Consider the following 16248-nt stretch of genomic DNA (forward strand, 5'->3'; position numbering starts at 1 on the left):
ACCTCTCCTCGGTTTTGGCCGGCTGCTGCGCCGCTACGGCTTTCCGGTGGCGCCCGAGCAGGTGTCAGGCTTCATGCAGGCGGTGACGCTGCTCGGGCCCCGCTCGATGGCCGATATCCACGAGGCCGCGCTTGCCACGCTGGCGCCGCCGCCCGACCGCCGCGACGAATTCGAGGCGCATTTCCAAAGCTATTTCTACGGCAACACCGCGGCCGTGGTCGAAGGCGAGGCCGACGAGGAAACCCGCATCAAGGACGACGGCGGCGCCAGCGACGAAGAGAACGAGGTGGCGCGCCAGGAGGAAGGCGGCGCGCTATCGTCTGGCGCCGAACAGTTGAGCGCCCGCGACTTCCAGCGCGTCGGCGACGGGCTTGCCGCTTTCCGCCGCAAGCTCGCTAGCGCCCTGCCCGCCCGCCGCTCCTTCCGAACCGTTCGCACGCGCGCACGCGGCAAGCTCGATCTGCGCCGCTCGCTGCGCGAAATCGTCAGTGCCGACGGCGATATTCCGTCGCCGCTGCTGCGCCGCCGGCAGACCGTGTCGCGCAAGCTTTTGCTGCTGATCGACGTGTCCGGCTCGATGAAGCTCTACACATCGGACTATCTCAAGCTGGCGCATGCGGCGGTGCAAGGCGCGGACCGGGCTGAAATTTTCACCTTCGGCACGCGGCTGACCCGCATCACCACGGCGCTGCGTATTCGCGACCGCGACCAGGCGCTGGCGCGGGTGGCAGCATTGGTCGACGACTGGGATGGCGGCACCCGCATGGGACCGACGCTGCTCGCCTTCCTGTCGGTGCCGCGGTTCTCCTCACTTGCGCGCGGGGCGGCGGTGGTCATCCTGTCGGATGCGCTGGAGCGCGGCGACCATGCCGAGCTGGAAATGGCGATGCGCCGGCTGAGCGCCCGCGCCTTCCGCCTGTCGCTGGCGACGCCGCTGGCCGGCGATCCGCGTTTCCGGCCGGCGACGGCAGCACTTCGCGCCATCCTGCCGGTGCTCGACGATCTGGTCGACGGTTCTTCGATCGCCGGTCTCACCGATTTCATCCTGTCGCTCGCCCGCCCCGCTCCGGCGGCGGCAGCAATCTGGAAAAGGGTTTCATGATGAAAAAGGCGATCGACGCGCATTTCCATATCTGGCGCCAGGAGGATCAGCCCTGGCTGCGCGGGCCGATGGTGCCGCGCATCTTCGGTCCCTACGAGCCGATCCGACGCGACTACCCGATCGAGGAATTCCTCGCCGACCAGCAAGGCTCTGATGTCGAGAAGGCGGTCTATGTCCAGACCAACTGGGCCAAGGAGGATTTCGAGAAAGAAGTCGCCTTGCTGCAGACGACGGCTGACGAAACCGGTTGGCCGCACGCCATCGTCGGCTATGCCGACATGACGGTGGACGATGTACGCCATCAGATCGACCGACTGATCAAGTACCCCCTGCTGCGCGGCGTGCGCATGCAATTGCACTGGCACGAAACGCCGGCCTTCCGCTTTGCCGCGTCCGCCGATCAGGTCGTCGACCCGAAGGTGCGGGCCAATGTGGCGCGGCTGAAGGACTATGGCCTGTCCTTCGACCTGCAGCTTTTCCCGGCCCAGATGAAGGACGGGCTGACGCTTGTCGGCGAAAATCCCGAGACCAACTTCATCCTCACCCATGCCGGCATGCTGACCGACATGTCGGAGGAAACCACGCAAGCCTGGAAGGCCGGCCTGCGCTCGCTTTCAGCAGCGCCAAACCTCTACGCCAAGCTGTCCGGCCCCGGCACCTTCGTCCACCGCAACGACCCGGCGCTGATCGCCTACATTGTCGACAACGCAATCGAAATCCTCGGCAGCGACCGTCTGATGTTCGGCTCCAACTTCCCGATCGAAAAGCTGTGGACCAGCCACGCCGAACTGATCAAGAAGCACCGGGAGGCGGTGGCCAAGCATGGTGCGGCGGCAGAGGCGGACATTTTTTGGAACACAGCGGAGAAGGTATATCGGCCGGTGTGACGCGCTGCCCCCCTTCCAAACACCATTGTGGGAGAAGGTCACGCCCGATGGCCCGAAACCTCGGCGCCGGCGGCCCGCGGCAGCGCCAGGAAGCGGAACTAGGCCACGAGCCCGATGGCGCCGATCGCCAGGAAGGCGAGGCGGAAGTCGACGAGGTCGGGCGCCGCCCCGGCCCTGGCGATCTGCGACAGGTTGAGCAGCGCCGCGGCGACCGCCACGCCGAACAGCATCGCCACCTGCTGCAGCATGCTGGACAGCGTCGCCGCCGAGCTGCGCTGCGCCGAAGCGATATCGGCGAAGGCCAGCGTGTTGAGCGCGGTGAACTGCATCGACCGCGTCAGTCCGGCAATCAGCATCAGCGCCACCACCAGCGCTTGCGGTGTCTGCGGCGATATCGCCGCGCAGGCCATGATCGACAGCGATGCGATCACGCCGTTGACGACCAGCACCGAACGGAAACCGAAGCGCTTCAGCGTCGGCGTCGTCACCGTCTTCATGCCGAGATTGCCGAGGAAATAAGCCAGGATCAGCATGCCGGCATCGACGGGTCTCAGGCCGAACCCGACCTGGAACAGCAGCGGCAGCAGGAACGGCGTGGCGTTGATGGAGACCCGGAAAATGGTGCCGGCCGACAGCGTCGATATGGCGAAAGTCTGCACCTTGAATGCCGCAAGGTCGAGCAGCGGATTTTTGGCGCGCGCCAGGTGCCGCACGGCCAGCCAGCCGATCAGGACGCCCGCGCCAAGCAGCGCCACGGTCGGCAAGGTGCCGTCTTGCGGATGGGCGATGCGTTCGAGGCCGTAGAGCATTGAGGCAAGCCCGACCGAGGTCACAAGGAAGCCCGGCCAGTCGAGCGGCCTGGTTTCGGAAGCGCGGTCGCCGGGAATGAAGCGGGCGACCAGCGCCAGGCCGGCCGCGCCGAGCGGAATGTTGATGAAGAAATTCCAGTGCCAGGACAGATAAGTGGTGATGAAGCCGCCAAGCACCGGCCCGATCACCGGCGCAAACAGCGCCGGCCATGTGATCAGCGCGGTGGCATTGAGAAGCTCGGACTTCGAGGCGTTGCGCAGCACCAGGATGCGGCCGACCGGTGTCATCAGCGCACTGCCCAGGCCCTGCACGGCACGCGCGGCGACGAACTGGGTCAGGTTCTGCGAGATGCCGCAGGCGATCGAGGCCAGCGTGAACAGGGCGATCGCCACAAGGAAGATGTTGCGCGCGCCGAAGCGGTCGGCGAGCCAGCCGGACAGCGGCACGAACACCGCCATGGTCAGCATGTAGACGGTGATGCCGATGCTCATCGCCACTGCCGGCACGCCGAAGGATTCTCCCATCTGCGGCAACGATGTCGAGATGATCGTCGAATCCAGAAGCTGCATGAAGAAGGCGACGGCGACGATCAATGCCACGCGCCGCGCCTGCCGCGCCGCCGTCGCGGTTTCGGGCAAGGCTTTGTTTTCGGGAATGGCGGTCATGCGCAGAACTGTACGAAAGGTTTTCCCGCGCCACTGGGACCAGGCGATTGTCCGGCAAATCGGTGACGCACCGGTTTGAACAGCATTTGGGCGGCGACGTCCAGACTTGGCCCAACAAACTTGTATCGCGACCTGTCGGTCGGATGAGAGGTGCTGGAAGGATCGCTACACCGAAGCCATAAGCACTTCAAATTCCACGATATTTTCTTCGCCGCGTTTCTCCCAGCACCCCTCATCCGTCTCGGCGCTACGCACCGATCCACCTTCTCCCACAAGGGGAGAAGGTCACAGCCGATCCTGGCCGGTGCGTCTCATTCCGCGTCGATCTTCTCCATGAACTGGCCGAGCTGGTCCGGGTCCATATGCACCACATGCTTGTCTTCGGGATAGGCCAGGCTGTTGACGTCGGCGACATATTCGGAAAAAGCAGCGATGCGTTCCGCCTGCAGGCGGTCATATTCGGCGGCGAAATTGCGATAGACCTTGGAATGGCGCGGCATGTGGCCACGGTTCTGGCCAAGGATGTCGTCGGCGAACAGATATTGCGCGTCGCAGCCGGTGCCCGCCCCCATCGACAGCATGATCAGCGAGGTTCGCTCCGAAATCGCCTTGGCCACCTCGACCGGCACCACTTCGATCTCGGCGCCGATCGCGCCGGCCGCTTCGTATTGCTTGACTGCCTCGAAAATCTGCATGGCGCTGTCGGCGGTCTTGCCGACAGCCTTGAAGCCGCCGGTCCAGGTGGCGCGCGACGGGATCAGACCGACATGGCCGATCACCGGGATATTGTCATCGGCCAGCCGTTTGACAGCGGCAAAGCCGGCGCTGCAATAAACCGCGTCGGCGCTTGCCTTGTAGAGCCGAAACGCCCAGCGGACGAAATCGTCGGCTGTGCCGATCTCGTAGAAATTGTCGCCCGGCATGGTGAACAGGCTGGGTGCGGCATCGCGGTATTGCGGATCGAGCACCAGTTCCGGCGGCACCGAGACTATGTCGACCCCGGCTCGTTCGGCGGCCTCGGCCTCGGCCATCGTCAGCACCCGCAGCATGGTCAATTGCCGCTTGCCCTTCATAGCGCGCAGGTCTGCCACCGTCGGTCTTTTCCGGCTCATTGATTTGGTCCCCTTTGTTACGTGAACGGAAGGCCGGTCAGGCGATCTGGATCATCACCTTGCCAGCTTCGACCTTGACCGGATAGGTCTGCAGATTGACGCAGACGGGCGCGCCCTTGGCCTGGCCGGTCTTGTAATTGAAGCGGCCATTGTGCTTGGGGCATTCGATGATGTCGTCCATGACAAGCCCATCGGCCAGATGCGCCTTTTCATGTGTGCAAAAGCCGTCGGTAGCGAAGAATTCGTCATCCGGCGAACGGTAGATCGCGAAGCTGCGGCCGTCATGATCGAAGCGGATGACATCCTCTTCGTCGACATCGTCCACAGCGCACGCCTCGACCCAATCGGCCATCTCTATTTTCTCCCGAAATTTCGCCTTGCTGTGCTGCGCAGTGCTATTCAGCTGTTGCCGACATGTTCACTTCGTGGAACTCGCCACGATAGGGCCGTGCCGTCGGCGGCAGTTCGCGCTTGAGGAAATAGTCCTCATATTTGAGCTGCCTGAGCAGGACCGGCCAAACCTCGCGATAGGCATGCCACATCGACGGGTTCGGCTCCGGCAGATCGTGCTTGATCAATTCGTGCAGCCTGGGCAGCGCGTGATAGGGCACCATCGGAAACATGTGATGCTCGACGTGGTAGTTCATGTTCCAGTAGATGAACCGGCTGATCGGGTTCATATACACGGTCCTGCTGTTGAGCCGGTGATCGACGACATTGTCGGCCAGGCCGATGTGCTGCAGCAGGCCGGTCAGCACCATGTGCCAGGTGCCGTAGAGGCGCGGCACGCCGATGAGCACCAGCGGCACCCACGACTGCATGAAAACCGCGAGCGCGATTGTGGCGATGTAGATGGCGATATGCCAGCGCGCGGCAGTGACGGCCTTGTGCTGTTCCATCTCGGGCACGTAGCTTTTCTCGTCCGGCGTCAGCTTGCCGAACGCCTGGCGTGCCAGTGCCGGGAGCGAATAGCGAAAGTCGAGGATACCGGTGAAGGCGAGTGCGGTGCGCAGCAGGTCCGGCGGGCGCATCACGGCGATCTCGGCATCGCGTCCGACGATGATGGTGTCGGTGTGATGCCTGGCATGGCTCCAGCGCCAGGTCACCGGGTTGCGCATCAGCATGAAGCTGGCAATCTGGTAGACGACATCATTCATCCAGCGCGTGCGGAAAGCCGTGCCGTGGCCGCATTCGTGCCAGCGCGAGTCGCTGGCCGAGGCATAGAGCACGCCATAGACGAAGAAGAACGGCACGCACCACCAGGTGCCCCAGAAGTAAACGCCGCCGGCGGCGGAGACCAGGATGGCGCCCAGCCAGATGGCCGTGTCGCGGATTGCCGGACTGTCGGAACGTTGCATCAGTTCCTTCATCGTCTTGCGCGGCACATCGGTATGGTACCACTCAGCCGAGGCTAGCCCGGTTTCGATCGCAATCCGCGTGCTTTCGCCGACCAGGCTGTAATCGCGTTTCACCTTGCCAGCCATTGTGACCTCCAATTTTCGAACCGCCGCGAGCCCTCTCCACTCCGGCCGAGGCCAGCCTTCCAACTGGTGTTTCGCACCGCCTTCGCCATTGTCACGACCTGCCTCCGAGAACAGGAAAATGACCCGATGGCCGCGGATAATCCTCCCGCGGCTGCCTGGCAATCGCTGCGATCCGGCTCTCGGCGGCGGCGATCTCGCCGGCGCCGTCGAGAACCCGAAACACCGCTTCGTACGAACGGCTTTCGCCGTGCTCCAGCCAGATCATCTCGCCGCGCTCGCGCGCTGCCAGATTGCCCAGCACATGATGCGTCGACGGCTCGATGCCGAGCGCATAATGCCCAGCCTGGAAATTCTGCCACTCATAGGCGCAAGGCAACTGGTGCTTGCGGGTGACGACTTCGAGACCGAGGCGGAGACGGTCGTTGACCACCGCCACCGGCACGTCGCCGTTGGCGTCGGCGCCGAGTTCGTGCTGCCAGACCTGTTCCGTGAAGCCCAGTTGCGGTGCCGGCGCCGTGCGGTAGCCGACCTTCTGCGCTTCATAGCGCTCGCCGGCATGGCCCGCCCAGACGACGTCGCGGATCGGCGCCAGGTAGCGCGAGCCCTCGTCGAGCACCGGATGGCTGACATTGATGTGATAAAAGTACATATGCGGCGTGCGGCTAAAACCGTGATTGACGACGCGGTCCGAAAGCCGGATCTCGTTGCCGCCGACATCGGCCTCGATCCGCCGCAGCAGATGCAGATCCTCGCCGAACACCGTCGACTGCTGAACGATGCCTTCGGCCCACAGCACGCAGCGGTCGCCGTCCCATGTCTCGCCATAGCCAGTCAATCGCGCCGGGATGGTGCTGACGCGGCCATGCAGCGAATGGCGCACCGTCTTCTTCGGCGGATAATGGTAGCTGTCGGCGGGTACCTCGTTCATGAACAATATGTGGTCAAGGCCGCAGGTCAGCAGCAGGCCGGAAAACGACCGCGCCCAGGCCAGCCCCTCCTCGCCTTCATATTCGTGCAGGCCGGGATGGCGAAAGCCGCTCGGCGAATGCCAGCCGATCGCCTGGCCCCTAAAATCGCAATCGGCGATGTCGAGCGCCCGGTCGACCAGCGCGGTGAAGCGCAGGCCGGAGCCGGTGCGGAATTCGAGCATGCGGATGCCGCGCTCCACCCCGTCGCCAAGCGTCATCAGCCGCACGCCGGCGAACTGCGACAGCATGCCGGACCGTTCCGAGACCTGCCGGCGCGAAAGCGTCTTGCCGTAAAGCTCTACCATCTGACGGCCAGTTCCTTCACTTCGCTCTCGTCTCCTTGAGCAGGGCCGACATGTCGGCGCCGGTGATGATGCTCTCCACCGTCAGCAGATCGGTATCGGCGACCGTCTGCTCGGCGACGATCTCGCCACGGCGCATGACGATGATGCGGTCGGCGACCTGGAAGACATGATGGATATTGTGGGTGATCAAAAGCACCGAATGGCCGGCGGCGCGCATCTCCTTGACGAAACGCAGCACACCGTGCGTTTCCTCGACGCCGAGATTGTTGGTCGGCTCGTCAAGGATGATGACCTTGGCGGCGAACTGCATGGCCCGCGAAATGGCGATCGACTGGCGCTCACCGCCCGACAATGTGCTGACCAGCGCATCGGCGTCGAGTTTTTTCGAGATGCCGACGCGCTTCAAAAGTGCCGCGGCGGCATCACGCAATTTGGCGAGGTCGAGCGGCGCGAACACGCCCAGCCATTTCAGATTGACCGGCTCGCGACCGAGAAAGAGGTTGCGCGCGATGCTCAGGTCCGGCGCCAACGAGGTATCCTGGTGGATCGTCTCGATGCCGAGATCTATGGCGTCGCGCGTCGAGCGGATCGAGACTTTTTGGCCGCGCACATAGATGTCGCCGCGGTCGACGGGAAAGACGCCGGAGATCGCCTTGATCAGCGTGGATTTGCCGGCGCCATTGTCGCCGAGCAAGGCCACCACTTCGCCCTCGTTGAGGGTGAAGGAGGCGCTCTTCAGCGCGCGAACGCTGCCGAAGGATTTTTGCAGATTGTGCAGCCGAAGCACTTCCATGGTCAGTTCCTGGCGGCGTTCTTCTGCAGCAAAGCGTGCAGGATGAGCATGGCAAGGATGATGACGCCGACGAAGATATTGTAGGCAAGCCCCGGCACACCAACCAGTACGATGCCGTTGCGGATGCTGCGCAGCATCAGCGCGCCGACGATGGTGCCCAGGATGGTGCCGCGCCCGCCGGTCAGCGCCGTGCCGCCAACCACCACCATGGCGATCACTTCGAGCTCGTATCCGGTGCCGGCTACCGGCGAGGCGGCCGAGATGCGGAACGCACTGATCATGCCGGCCAGACCCGCCAGCACTGAGGTCAGGATGAACAGCCAGACCTTGACCGCATCGGCCGGCACGCCGCGCGCAACCGCAGCGTTGCGGTTCGAACCGATGGCGCTGATCCAGTTGCCGAGCTTGGCGTAGTGCAGCACGTAGATCGCCAGCAGCGACAGGCCGATGAACCACCACAGCGAGGTATAGAAACGGAACGTTCCGATATTGAAGCTGCCGGCCAGCAGTGTCACGAAAAAGCCAGGCTGGTCCCAGGATTTCAGCGGAAAGCCTTGCGTGATGTAGAGCGCCGCCCCTCGCACGACGAGCAGCATCGACAGCGTCACCAGGAAGGAGGAGATACCGATCTTGGTGACGATCAGCCCGTTGATGGCGCCGATCGCCACGCACAGCAATAGCCCGGCAAGCAGCGCGATGCCGATATCGAACCCGCCGTTCTGCACCAAAAGCAGGACGACGACCGGCGCCAGGCCGAACACGGCGCCGACCGAAAGGTCGAACTCGCCCGCCGTCAGAAGCAGCGTCATGCCGAGCGCGATGATGCCGAGTTCGGGCAGGAACGCCATCATGTTGGAGATGTTGAGCGGCGACAGGAAGTTCCCGTCGGCGATCGCGAACACCGCCAGCAGGACAATCAGGATGACGAGCGAAGAGAATTGCGGCGAGCGGATCAGGCTCGACCTGCGTTTGGAGCGCGGCATTTCCTGTTCTGCGGCGATAGTCATGACTGCTTGGACCATATCTCAGGGCGGCGCCCGCCGCCTGCGCAGCGGGCGTCAGTTTCAATCACTTGTCGTAGAGTTTCAGGATCGGTTCGACGCTCGATGCGTCGTAGAGGCTGAAAGTGTGGATATCGTAGCCGATCGGTTCGCCCGCGGCGGCAAGCCCGAGCAGCGCCACCGGCATGAAGCCCTGCGCCGACGGAAACTGCCAGGCAGCCGCGTTGACGAAGCCGGCCTTGACGGCTTCGGCGGTCTCCCGGGAATTGCCCCAACCTACGACCGGGATCGTGCCGGCCGGCACGCCGGCGCCGTCGAACACCCGCTTGATGCTGGCCGCCACGGAATCGCCGAGCGCGATGATCGCCGGCGGATTGTTGGCGACCATGTAGTCGGTCATCTTGGCGATGATGCCGGCCGGATCGGTGCCGCAATCGACCACGTCGTATTTGATGCCGAGCGGATCGAAGACGCTGGCGATGCCTTCGGTCTCGAGCTGCTGATAGCTGGCGCCCGGCACTTCCACCGGCAGGAACACCTTGTCGCCTTGCTTCACCATCTTGTGGTCGACCAGATATTTCGCCCAGATGACGCCGGCTTGCCTGATGTCGGCGCCGACATAGGCCTGCCGGCCGGTCGCTGGATCGTCGGTGTTGAAGAACACGATCGGGACGCCAGCCGCCTTGGCTGCCTTGACCTCCTCGTTCCATAGGCCGGGCTGCGCCGAGGTGGTGGCGATGCCGTCCGGCTTGGCGGCAAGTGCGGAGTTGAAGGCCTCCTTCTGCGCCGCCATGTCGCCGCCGCTGAACGAGATCTTGCAGGTCACCTTGAGCTGGTCGCAGGCCTTGGTCGCGCCTGCATTCCAGTCGATCCAGAAGGCGTCCGACGGGCCGCCATGCGACAGCAGGTAGAACGTCTTCTGAGCATCCTGCGCCAGCGCCGGTGCAGCCAGTGCAACACCGGCGAACACGGTCGCCGCAGCCGCGATTTTCGATACGAATCTCAACATTCTCTTCCTCCCTTTTTTGTGGCCGTCACAGTCCGTTGGCGCGGAATTTCTCGTCGAGGAATTTCTTGGCGCGCGGCACGTCGTCCTCCGAAAGGTGCTCGATGATGACCGGGATGTTCGGGTGCTTATCGGCCAAACGCTTGAGATAGAGGTCGTAGTTCAGCGAACCGAGGCCGGGCGCCGGCAGCTCGATCTCGCCGACACCGCGAAAAGTGTGGCTTTCCAGCGCGTCCTCGTCGCCGATATCGGCGTGCTTCTCCGACTTGTCGCCGCCCGAGCGCTTGACGTCCTTGGCGTGGGCTATTTTGATCTTGTCGGTCAGGGTGTCGAATACCTGGTTCAGGATCTGGTCCATCCTGTCGATGTTATGGGTCTCGAAATAGTTGGTCGGATCCATCAACAGGCCGAGGCCGGGATGGTCGACCTGCGCGAACATCTTCACCGTCTCCTCGACCGAGCCGACGACATTGTTGACATAGGTTTCGAGCAGGAACACCGCGCCGTGGTCGTAGGCGGTCTGGGCAAGGTCGGCGATGACCTTGCGGCATTCCTCAAAACCTTCCTCGGTCTTGTTCTTGGGATGGTGCACCCAGTCGGATTCGGTGTTGTAGGTGCCGGTTTCCGAGATCACGTAAGGCGTGCCGAATTCGCGCGCATTGCGGATGATCTCCTTGAGATAGCCGACGCGCCTCTCGCGCTCGCCCATGTCCGGATGAATGATGTTGGTGTAGCCCGACACGCAGCACACCGGCAGGTTATGGTCGCGAAACGTGTCGCGAACTGTCCTGGCCTTTTCCTTGGTGATCTGCCCGACCGACAGGTCGATATCCCTGAAATGCAGGTCGAGCTGCACCGTGTTGAAATCGAGCGCGCGGATCTTCTGCGCGGTTTCCTTGAGGCCGTACGGGAAATAGCCCGTGAAGATACCTGCCTGCATCATGATATGAAATTCTCCCTGTAAGCGATTCAGTTGATTGGGTTTATCGAGATTTCGGACAGCTTGACCGTGCGGCGCTCGTCGATCGAGCGATAGCCGGCTTCGATCAGCGCCATGGTCTTGACGTTGTCGGCGACGGAAAGTGCCGGCGGCTCACCCGTCTTGACCGCATGCTGGAGTTGCTCCATCACGCCGATGAAGGCGTGCGGGAACCACATCGTGCTCCAGCTGGGGGTGACCCATTCACCGTCGGTGATCTCGGTCGAGGCATAGGTCAGCGTCGAGGCCGAACCCGTCGGCCAGCCGATCGTGCCCTTGGCGACGCCCTTGGTGCCGTCGACGCGCCAGTTGATGTGCTGGTCGTCCTTGTAGCCGTCCTGGCGCGGGCCGGACCAGACATCCTCCAGCGACACAGCGAGCACGCCGGACGGAAACCGCAGCGTCGAAACTGTGATGCCGTCAGAATGGTCGAAGCGCGTGCGCGGATCCTTGCGGGTCAGCGTGGTGATCTCGTCGGGATCGCCGAACAGAAAACGCAGCACATCGAGATGGTGGACACTCATATTGGCGAGCGTCAGCCGGTTGTAGTCCTCGAGAAACGTCTGCCAGTGCGGGATCGCATGCATGTCGATCTGGGCGAAGACGATGTCGCCGAGCGCGCCGCTGTCGATGATCTGCTTCAGCACCCGCATCGACTGGTCGTAGCGCATGTTCTGGTTGACCGAGAGGATCTTGCCGGCCCTGGCCGCCTCGTCACGCAGTTTGACCGCTTCATCGAGCGACAGCGCCAGCGGCTTTTGCGCCAGGATCGCCTTGATATGCTGCTGCTTCAGCGCATGGCGGATCAGTGCCGGCTGCTGGTCCGGCGGAAACGCAAGGTCGATGATCTCGACATTTTTGTCCTCGATCAATTGTTCCGGCGTGTCGTGGACGGTCGGTATCTCCCAGCGCCTGGCGACCTTCTCGGCGCTGGCCTTGGTCCTGGAGGCGATCGACACCACGGGAAAACCAGCTTCCTGGTAGGCCGCAAGGTGACATTCGGCCATGATCATGCCGGCGCCGACGCAGCCGATCCTGTATTCCCTGGTGCGGACTTTAACGTCCGGCTCGAAGTCCTTGCCCGCTATTCCTTCGCCAGCCATCTGATCCTCCCGAAGCTCGTTTCTTAGAACCGCTGTCATCGTGCCAACGCTGCCCCGCTTTGCCCGAAATAATGCACCCTGCCCGGCTCGCAGGATATCGCCACCATCGCGTCCGGCCTGATATCGGGCTGGCCGCGCAGCAGTGCCCGCAGACGCGCCTGCCCGGCGGCGAGTGTCACCACGGTGTAGCCGCCGAGCGGCTCGACCTCGAACACTCGCGCCGGGCGGCCCGCGCGCCCAACCGACATTCCATCATCCGATATTTCCCCATCCTGCCAGGGCCGGACCTTGATGTCTTCCGGCCTGAGCCCGATCTCGACGGCATCGGCCGGCGCGGCCTTGTCCGCGATGCGGATCGTGCCTTCGGCCGCCTCCATGCCTTCCGCGCCGCGCACCGACTTCAAGATGTTCATCATCGGCGAACCGAGCAGCCGCGCGACATAGGTGCTGGCCGGCCGATCATAGATCTCGGCCGGCGCGCCGGTCTGCCTGATCCTGCCGTTTTCCAGAATGGCGATACGGTCGGCGACAGACATCGCCTCTTCCTGGTCGTGCGTGACATAAATCAGCGTCTTGCCGAGCTCGCGCTGGATGCGCTTCAGCTCGACGCGAGTCTCCTCGCGAAGCCTGGCGTCGAGCGCCGAGATCGGATCGTCCATCAGATAGGCATTGGGGTCGCGCACCAGCGCCCGAGCGATCGCCACGCGCTGCCGCTCGCCGCCCGAAAGCTGCGCCGGCGGCTTATGCAGGATGTGGCCGATATGCAGCTTGGCCGCGACGTCTGCGACACGCTTTTCGATTTCGGCCTCGGCGACCCGGCGTTCGACCAGGGGAAAGCGGACATTGTCGCGCGCGCTCATATGCGGAAACAGCGCCAGGTTCTGGAACACCATGGCGACATTGCGTTCGGCCGGCGACACCGTGTTGACCGGCCTGCCGCCGATCAGGATTTCGCCGGCGTCCGGCGTCTCCAGCCCGAGCACCAGACGCAGCACCGTCGACTTGCCCGATAGCGGCGGGCCGAAGAAGCAGAAGAACTCATTGTCGTTGACAGTGAACGAGGCGTCGTCGATGGCGAGCGTGTCGCCATAGCGTTTCGTCACATTGCGGAAGACGATATCGGCCATGGTCTCAGCCCGCCTTCATGGCAAGGCCGGTGGCGGCGTCGAACACACGCACGGACGCCTGGGCCGGCGCGACAACCGCTGTCTGCCCGATCGCCAGCCCGACGTCATTGTCGAACACCGCCTTCACCGTGCTCTCGCCCTGGCCGAAATGGACGATGGTGCGCGCGCCGATGCGCTCGACGAATGTTACCGGCATCGACAGGCCGCGGTCTGAGAGAATCACCTGCTCAGGCCGAAAGCCGTAGAGCACATCTTCGCGCGCGGCCCTCACCGCCGGGGCGAGATTGTCCGGCAGCGGCGGCGTGACACCGATCGGCCCGAGATCGATGACCAGGCCACGGCCGCTTTCCGCCGGCCTGCCCTTGAGCAGGTTCATGCCCGGCGCACCGATGAAGCGGGCGACAAAGACACTGGCCGGATCGTTGTAGACCTCGAGCGGCGTGCCGACCTGCTGCAGCACGCCATGGTCCATCACCGCGATGCGATCAGCCATGGTCATCGCTTCGAGCTGGTCGTGGGTGACATAGACCATGGTCTGCCGGAACTGACGCTGCAGCTGTTTCAATTCGGTCCGCATGACAGCCCGGAAGGCGGCGTCGACATTGGACAGCGGCTCGTCCAGCAGGAAAATCGCCGGCTCCATGATCGCCGAACGGCCGATCGCCACGCGCTGCAATATGTTGACCGACAGCCTGCCGGCCTTGCGGTCGAGCAGCGAAGTCAGTTGCAGCATCTCGGCGATCGCGCCCACGCGGCGGTCGATCTCTGCCCTCGGCGCGCCGCGCATTTTTGGGCCGTAGGCGAGGTTCTGCCGCACGCTCATATGGGTGAAGATCGCATAGTTCTGGAAGACGAAGCCGACGCCGCGCCGCGGCATCGGCACGCCGGCCATGTCGCGCTCGCCGAACACGATCTTGCCGCTGGTCGGCTCTTCCATGCCGGCGATCATGTTCATCGTCGTCGACTTGCCGCAGCCCGACGGCCCAAGCAGCGCCATGAACTCGCCGTCGGCGATGGCAAGATCCATCGTCTTCAAGGCGGTAAAGTCGCCGAACTTCTTGACCAGGTTCTGCAGATGGATCGCACTCATGCCGGCACCTCCCGCGCGCGGGCCATGCGCTTCATGGCAAACACCGCGGCGATGGACAGCACGATCAGGATGGCCAGCGCGATCGCCGCGACATAGCCCCAGATCAGGTCCTGGGTGGTGAGCTTGTAGATGTAGACGGAAATGGTCTCGGTGGCGACGCCGGGACCGCCGCCCGTCATGATGTAGAGCGTGTCGAAGATCTTGAAGTTCTCGATGACCCTGATTGCCAGTGCGATGATGATGATCGTCTTCATCTTCGGCAGCACGATGGTGACGAAGCGCTGCCAGGGATTGGCGCCAAGCAGCGTGGCCGCTTTGATCTGGTCCTCGGGCACGCCGACCAGGCCGGCAAGCAGGATGAGGAACATCAGCGGCGTCCATTGCCAGATGTCGGCGAGCATGACGGCGATGAGCGCTAGCGTCGGGTCCGACAGCCAGGCGATGGTGACGGGAAAGCCTGATAGCGCCGACAGGATGTCGTTGACCGGTCCGCCCGACTGGAACAGCATGAAGAACATGTAGCCGGCCACCGCCGGCACCACCATCATCGGCATCAGCAGGATCGAATAGAAGATCCGCTTGCCCGGGAACTCGTCGGCAAACAGCGTGGCGAGTGCCAAGCCGAGCAGGAATTCCGCCGGCACGCAGACGATCATGACGATGGCCGTTCTCTTGAGCGCGCTCCAGAAGCGCGCGTCGGCGGCAAGGTCGGTGTAGTTGGCGAAGTTGTTCCACAGCGACCAGGCGCTCCACCAGCCGAGGCCGGACAGCGGCGACCAGTCGGTCAGGCTGATATAGAGCTGCATCAACAGCGGAAACACCGCGATGAACAGCACCAGGATCTGCGCCGGCAGTGTCAGCCGGAAACCGAGCTTTACCCCTTCGTCCCGAAGGGTCGGCTTTGCCTGGACGGTTTTCATCACGTCCTCCGGAATCGTGGCGGTGACGGCGCTCATTGCTTGAGCGCCCCGAAGGTCAGCCCGCGCACCAAATGGCGCTGGATCGCGATGCCCATGATGACAGGCGGCACCGCCGCGATCAGGCCGAGTGCCGCCTTGGCACCGTAGAGCTGGCCGGTCATCGAAGACGACAGCGAGGCCATGTAGACCGGCACCGTCACCCATTCGCGTGTCGTCAAAAGCAGCGCGATCAGATAGTCCGACCAGTTGAGGATGAAGACGAACAGCGCGGCACTGGCCAGCGGCGCGCGCATCATCGGCAGCGTGATGCGGGTGAAGACGCGCAATCGCGAGCAGCCCTCGACCAGCGCCGCTTCCTCGATCTCGCGCGGCATGTCGTCGAAGAACGTCTTCATCAGCCAGAACGCAAAGGGCAGCGTGACGATGCCGTAGATCAGCGACAGCCCCCACCAGCTGTCGGTAAAGTTGAGAAAGGCCCACATGATCATCACCGGGGTCATCACCGCCATCGGCGGAAACAGGCGGAGCTGGATCAGCGCCAGCGGCAGGTTCTGGCCCGAGCCGAAGCGCGACAGCCCGTAGGCCGCCGCGGTGCCCGCCGACATGGCGATCGCCGTTCCGAACACCGCCGACAGCAGCGATGACAGGATCGGTTTTAGGGCGGTACGGTCGAGCGCGACGATCAGGTTGTTAGTCGATTCACCGAAGACGAAGCGGAAATTGCTGAGCGTCGGGTTCTTCGGCCACCAGGTTAGGTCGGCGCCGGTCGCCGACCATTCGGCGATCGGCTTGAAGGCCATCGAGACCATCCACAGGATCGGCACCAGCGTCACCGCCATAGCAGCAAGGATCGCTGCATAGCGGAATATTTCGAAAGGAACGGAACGCTTCATTTT

16 protein-coding genes are annotated in these 16248 nt (G+C 63.5%); 2 read left to right on the forward strand and 14 right to left on the reverse strand.

The annotated features are described in order from the left end of the window. The first annotated feature begins 25 nt into the window (after positions 1-25). The gene (locus AC0L3D_RS17640) at positions 26-1102 is read left to right on the forward strand and encodes a vWA domain-containing protein (RefSeq protein WP_473645207.1); all 1077 of its coding nucleotides are present in this window, start codon (positions 26-28) and stop codon (positions 1100-1102) included. Then, the gene (locus tag AC0L3D_RS17645) at positions 1102-1989 is read left to right on the forward strand and encodes an amidohydrolase family protein (RefSeq protein WP_473645209.1); all 888 of its coding nucleotides are present in this window, start codon (positions 1102-1104) and stop codon (positions 1987-1989) included. The genes AC0L3D_RS17640 and AC0L3D_RS17645 overlap by 1 nt, the downstream gene beginning before the upstream one ends. Positions 1990-2087: 98 nt before the next feature. On the opposite strand, the gene AC0L3D_RS17650 is transcribed toward AC0L3D_RS17645, so the two are convergent. From AC0L3D_RS17650 to AC0L3D_RS17715, 14 genes are all read right to left on the reverse strand, one after another. Then, positions 2088-3464, reverse strand: a complete 1377-nt coding sequence (locus tag AC0L3D_RS17650) for a DHA2 family efflux MFS transporter permease subunit (protein WP_473628129.1) — start codon at positions 3462-3464, stop codon at positions 2088-2090. Between the two features lie 311 nt (positions 3465-3775). Next, positions 3776-4576 (reverse strand): 3-methyl-2-oxobutanoate hydroxymethyltransferase, encoded by an 801-nt coding sequence (locus AC0L3D_RS17655; protein WP_473628127.1) that lies wholly within the window; start codon positions 4574-4576, stop codon positions 3776-3778. A gap of 37 nt (positions 4577-4613) precedes the next feature. Further along, a complete protein-coding gene (locus AC0L3D_RS17660) occupies positions 4614-4928 on the reverse strand; it encodes a MocE family 2Fe-2S type ferredoxin (RefSeq protein WP_473628126.1) in 315 nt (104 codons plus the stop codon). A gap of 43 nt (positions 4929-4971) precedes the next feature. Next, entirely contained in the window at positions 4972-6060 is a 1089-nt protein-coding gene (locus AC0L3D_RS17665) for a fatty acid desaturase family protein (protein ID WP_473628124.1), read from the reverse strand. Between the two features lie 91 nt (positions 6061-6151). Continuing rightward, entirely contained in the window at positions 6152-7333 is a 1182-nt protein-coding gene (locus tag AC0L3D_RS17670; protein WP_473645191.1) for an aldose 1-epimerase family protein, read from the reverse strand. A 16-nt stretch (positions 7334-7349) separates the two neighbouring features. Beyond that, the gene (locus AC0L3D_RS17675) at positions 7350-8132 is read right to left on the reverse strand and encodes an ATP-binding cassette domain-containing protein (RefSeq protein WP_473645211.1); all 783 of its coding nucleotides are present in this window, start codon (positions 8130-8132) and stop codon (positions 7350-7352) included. Next, the gene (locus AC0L3D_RS17680; protein WP_473628121.1) at positions 8129-9133 is read right to left on the reverse strand and encodes an ABC transporter permease; all 1005 of its coding nucleotides are present in this window, start codon (positions 9131-9133) and stop codon (positions 8129-8131) included. Before AC0L3D_RS17680 ends, AC0L3D_RS17675 begins: the two co-directional genes overlap by 4 nt. 61 nt (positions 9134-9194) lie before the next feature. Continuing rightward, on the reverse strand, positions 9195-10136 hold the full coding sequence (locus AC0L3D_RS17685; protein ID WP_473628119.1) for a sugar ABC transporter substrate-binding protein: 942 nt from the start codon (positions 10134-10136) through the stop codon (positions 9195-9197). 25 nt (positions 10137-10161) lie between these two features. Beyond that, positions 10162-11076: a sugar phosphate isomerase/epimerase family protein gene (locus tag AC0L3D_RS17690; RefSeq protein WP_473628117.1), complete on the reverse strand. Its 915-nt coding sequence runs from the start codon at positions 11074-11076 to the stop codon at positions 10162-10164. Between the two features lie 26 nt (positions 11077-11102). Beyond that, positions 11103-12215: a Gfo/Idh/MocA family protein gene (locus AC0L3D_RS17695; protein ID WP_473628116.1), complete on the reverse strand. Its 1113-nt coding sequence runs from the start codon at positions 12213-12215 to the stop codon at positions 11103-11105. Between the two features lie 35 nt (positions 12216-12250). Beyond that, on the reverse strand, positions 12251-13342 hold the full coding sequence (locus tag AC0L3D_RS17700; protein ID WP_473645193.1) for an ABC transporter ATP-binding protein: 1092 nt from the start codon (positions 13340-13342) through the stop codon (positions 12251-12253). 4 nt (positions 13343-13346) lie between these two features. Further along, positions 13347-14432 carry an ABC transporter ATP-binding protein gene (locus AC0L3D_RS17705; RefSeq protein WP_473628115.1) on the reverse strand — a complete coding sequence of 362 codons (1086 nt, stop codon included), beginning with the start codon at positions 14430-14432 and terminating at the stop codon, positions 13347-13349. Further along, positions 14429-15388, reverse strand: a complete 960-nt coding sequence (locus AC0L3D_RS17710; protein ID WP_123152065.1) for a carbohydrate ABC transporter permease — start codon at positions 15386-15388, stop codon at positions 14429-14431. The genes AC0L3D_RS17705 and AC0L3D_RS17710 overlap by 4 nt, the downstream gene beginning before the upstream one ends. Continuing rightward, positions 15385-16245, reverse strand: a complete 861-nt coding sequence (locus tag AC0L3D_RS17715) for a carbohydrate ABC transporter permease (RefSeq protein WP_123152066.1) — start codon at positions 16243-16245, stop codon at positions 15385-15387. Before AC0L3D_RS17715 ends, AC0L3D_RS17710 begins: the two co-directional genes overlap by 4 nt. Positions 16246-16248 lie beyond the last annotated feature (3 nt).

The organism is Mesorhizobium sp. WSM4837 (assembly GCF_055811435.1).

Coding starts and splice junctions, on each gene's coding strand:
- AC0L3D_RS17710 (WP_123152065.1), bottom strand. CDS start 15,388: ATGAGCGCCGTCACCGCCACGATTCCGGAGGACGTGATGAAAACCGTC.
- AC0L3D_RS17695 (WP_473628116.1), bottom strand. CDS start 12,215: ATGGCTGGCGAAGGAATAGCGGGCAAGGACTTCGAGCCGGACGTTAAA.
- AC0L3D_RS17700 (WP_473645193.1), bottom strand. CDS start 13,342: ATGGCCGATATCGTCTTCCGCAATGTGACGAAACGCTATGGCGACACG.
- AC0L3D_RS17680 (WP_473628121.1), bottom strand. CDS start 9,133: ATGACTATCGCCGCAGAACAGGAAATGCCGCGCTCCAAACGCAGGTCG.
- AC0L3D_RS17670 (WP_473645191.1), bottom strand. CDS start 7,333: ATGGTAGAGCTTTACGGCAAGACGCTTTCGCGCCGGCAGGTCTCGGAA.
- AC0L3D_RS17665 (WP_473628124.1), bottom strand. CDS start 6,060: ATGGCTGGCAAGGTGAAACGCGATTACAGCCTGGTCGGCGAAAGCACG.
- AC0L3D_RS17660 (WP_473628126.1), bottom strand. CDS start 4,928: ATGGCCGATTGGGTCGAGGCGTGCGCTGTGGACGATGTCGACGAAGAG.
- AC0L3D_RS17705 (WP_473628115.1), bottom strand. CDS start 14,432: ATGAGTGCGATCCATCTGCAGAACCTGGTCAAGAAGTTCGGCGACTTT.
- AC0L3D_RS17715 (WP_123152066.1), bottom strand. CDS start 16,245: ATGAAGCGTTCCGTTCCTTTCGAAATATTCCGCTATGCAGCGATCCTT.
- AC0L3D_RS17655 (WP_473628127.1), bottom strand. CDS start 4,576: ATGAGCCGGAAAAGACCGACGGTGGCAGACCTGCGCGCTATGAAGGGC.
- AC0L3D_RS17685 (WP_473628119.1), bottom strand. CDS start 10,136: ATGTTGAGATTCGTATCGAAAATCGCGGCTGCGGCGACCGTGTTCGCC.
- AC0L3D_RS17645 (WP_473645209.1), top strand. CDS start 1,102: ATGAAAAAGGCGATCGACGCGCATTTCCATATCTGGCGCCAGGAGGAT.
- AC0L3D_RS17650 (WP_473628129.1), bottom strand. CDS start 3,464: ATGACCGCCATTCCCGAAAACAAAGCCTTGCCCGAAACCGCGACGGCG.
- AC0L3D_RS17690 (WP_473628117.1), bottom strand. CDS start 11,076: ATGATGCAGGCAGGTATCTTCACGGGCTATTTCCCGTACGGCCTCAAG.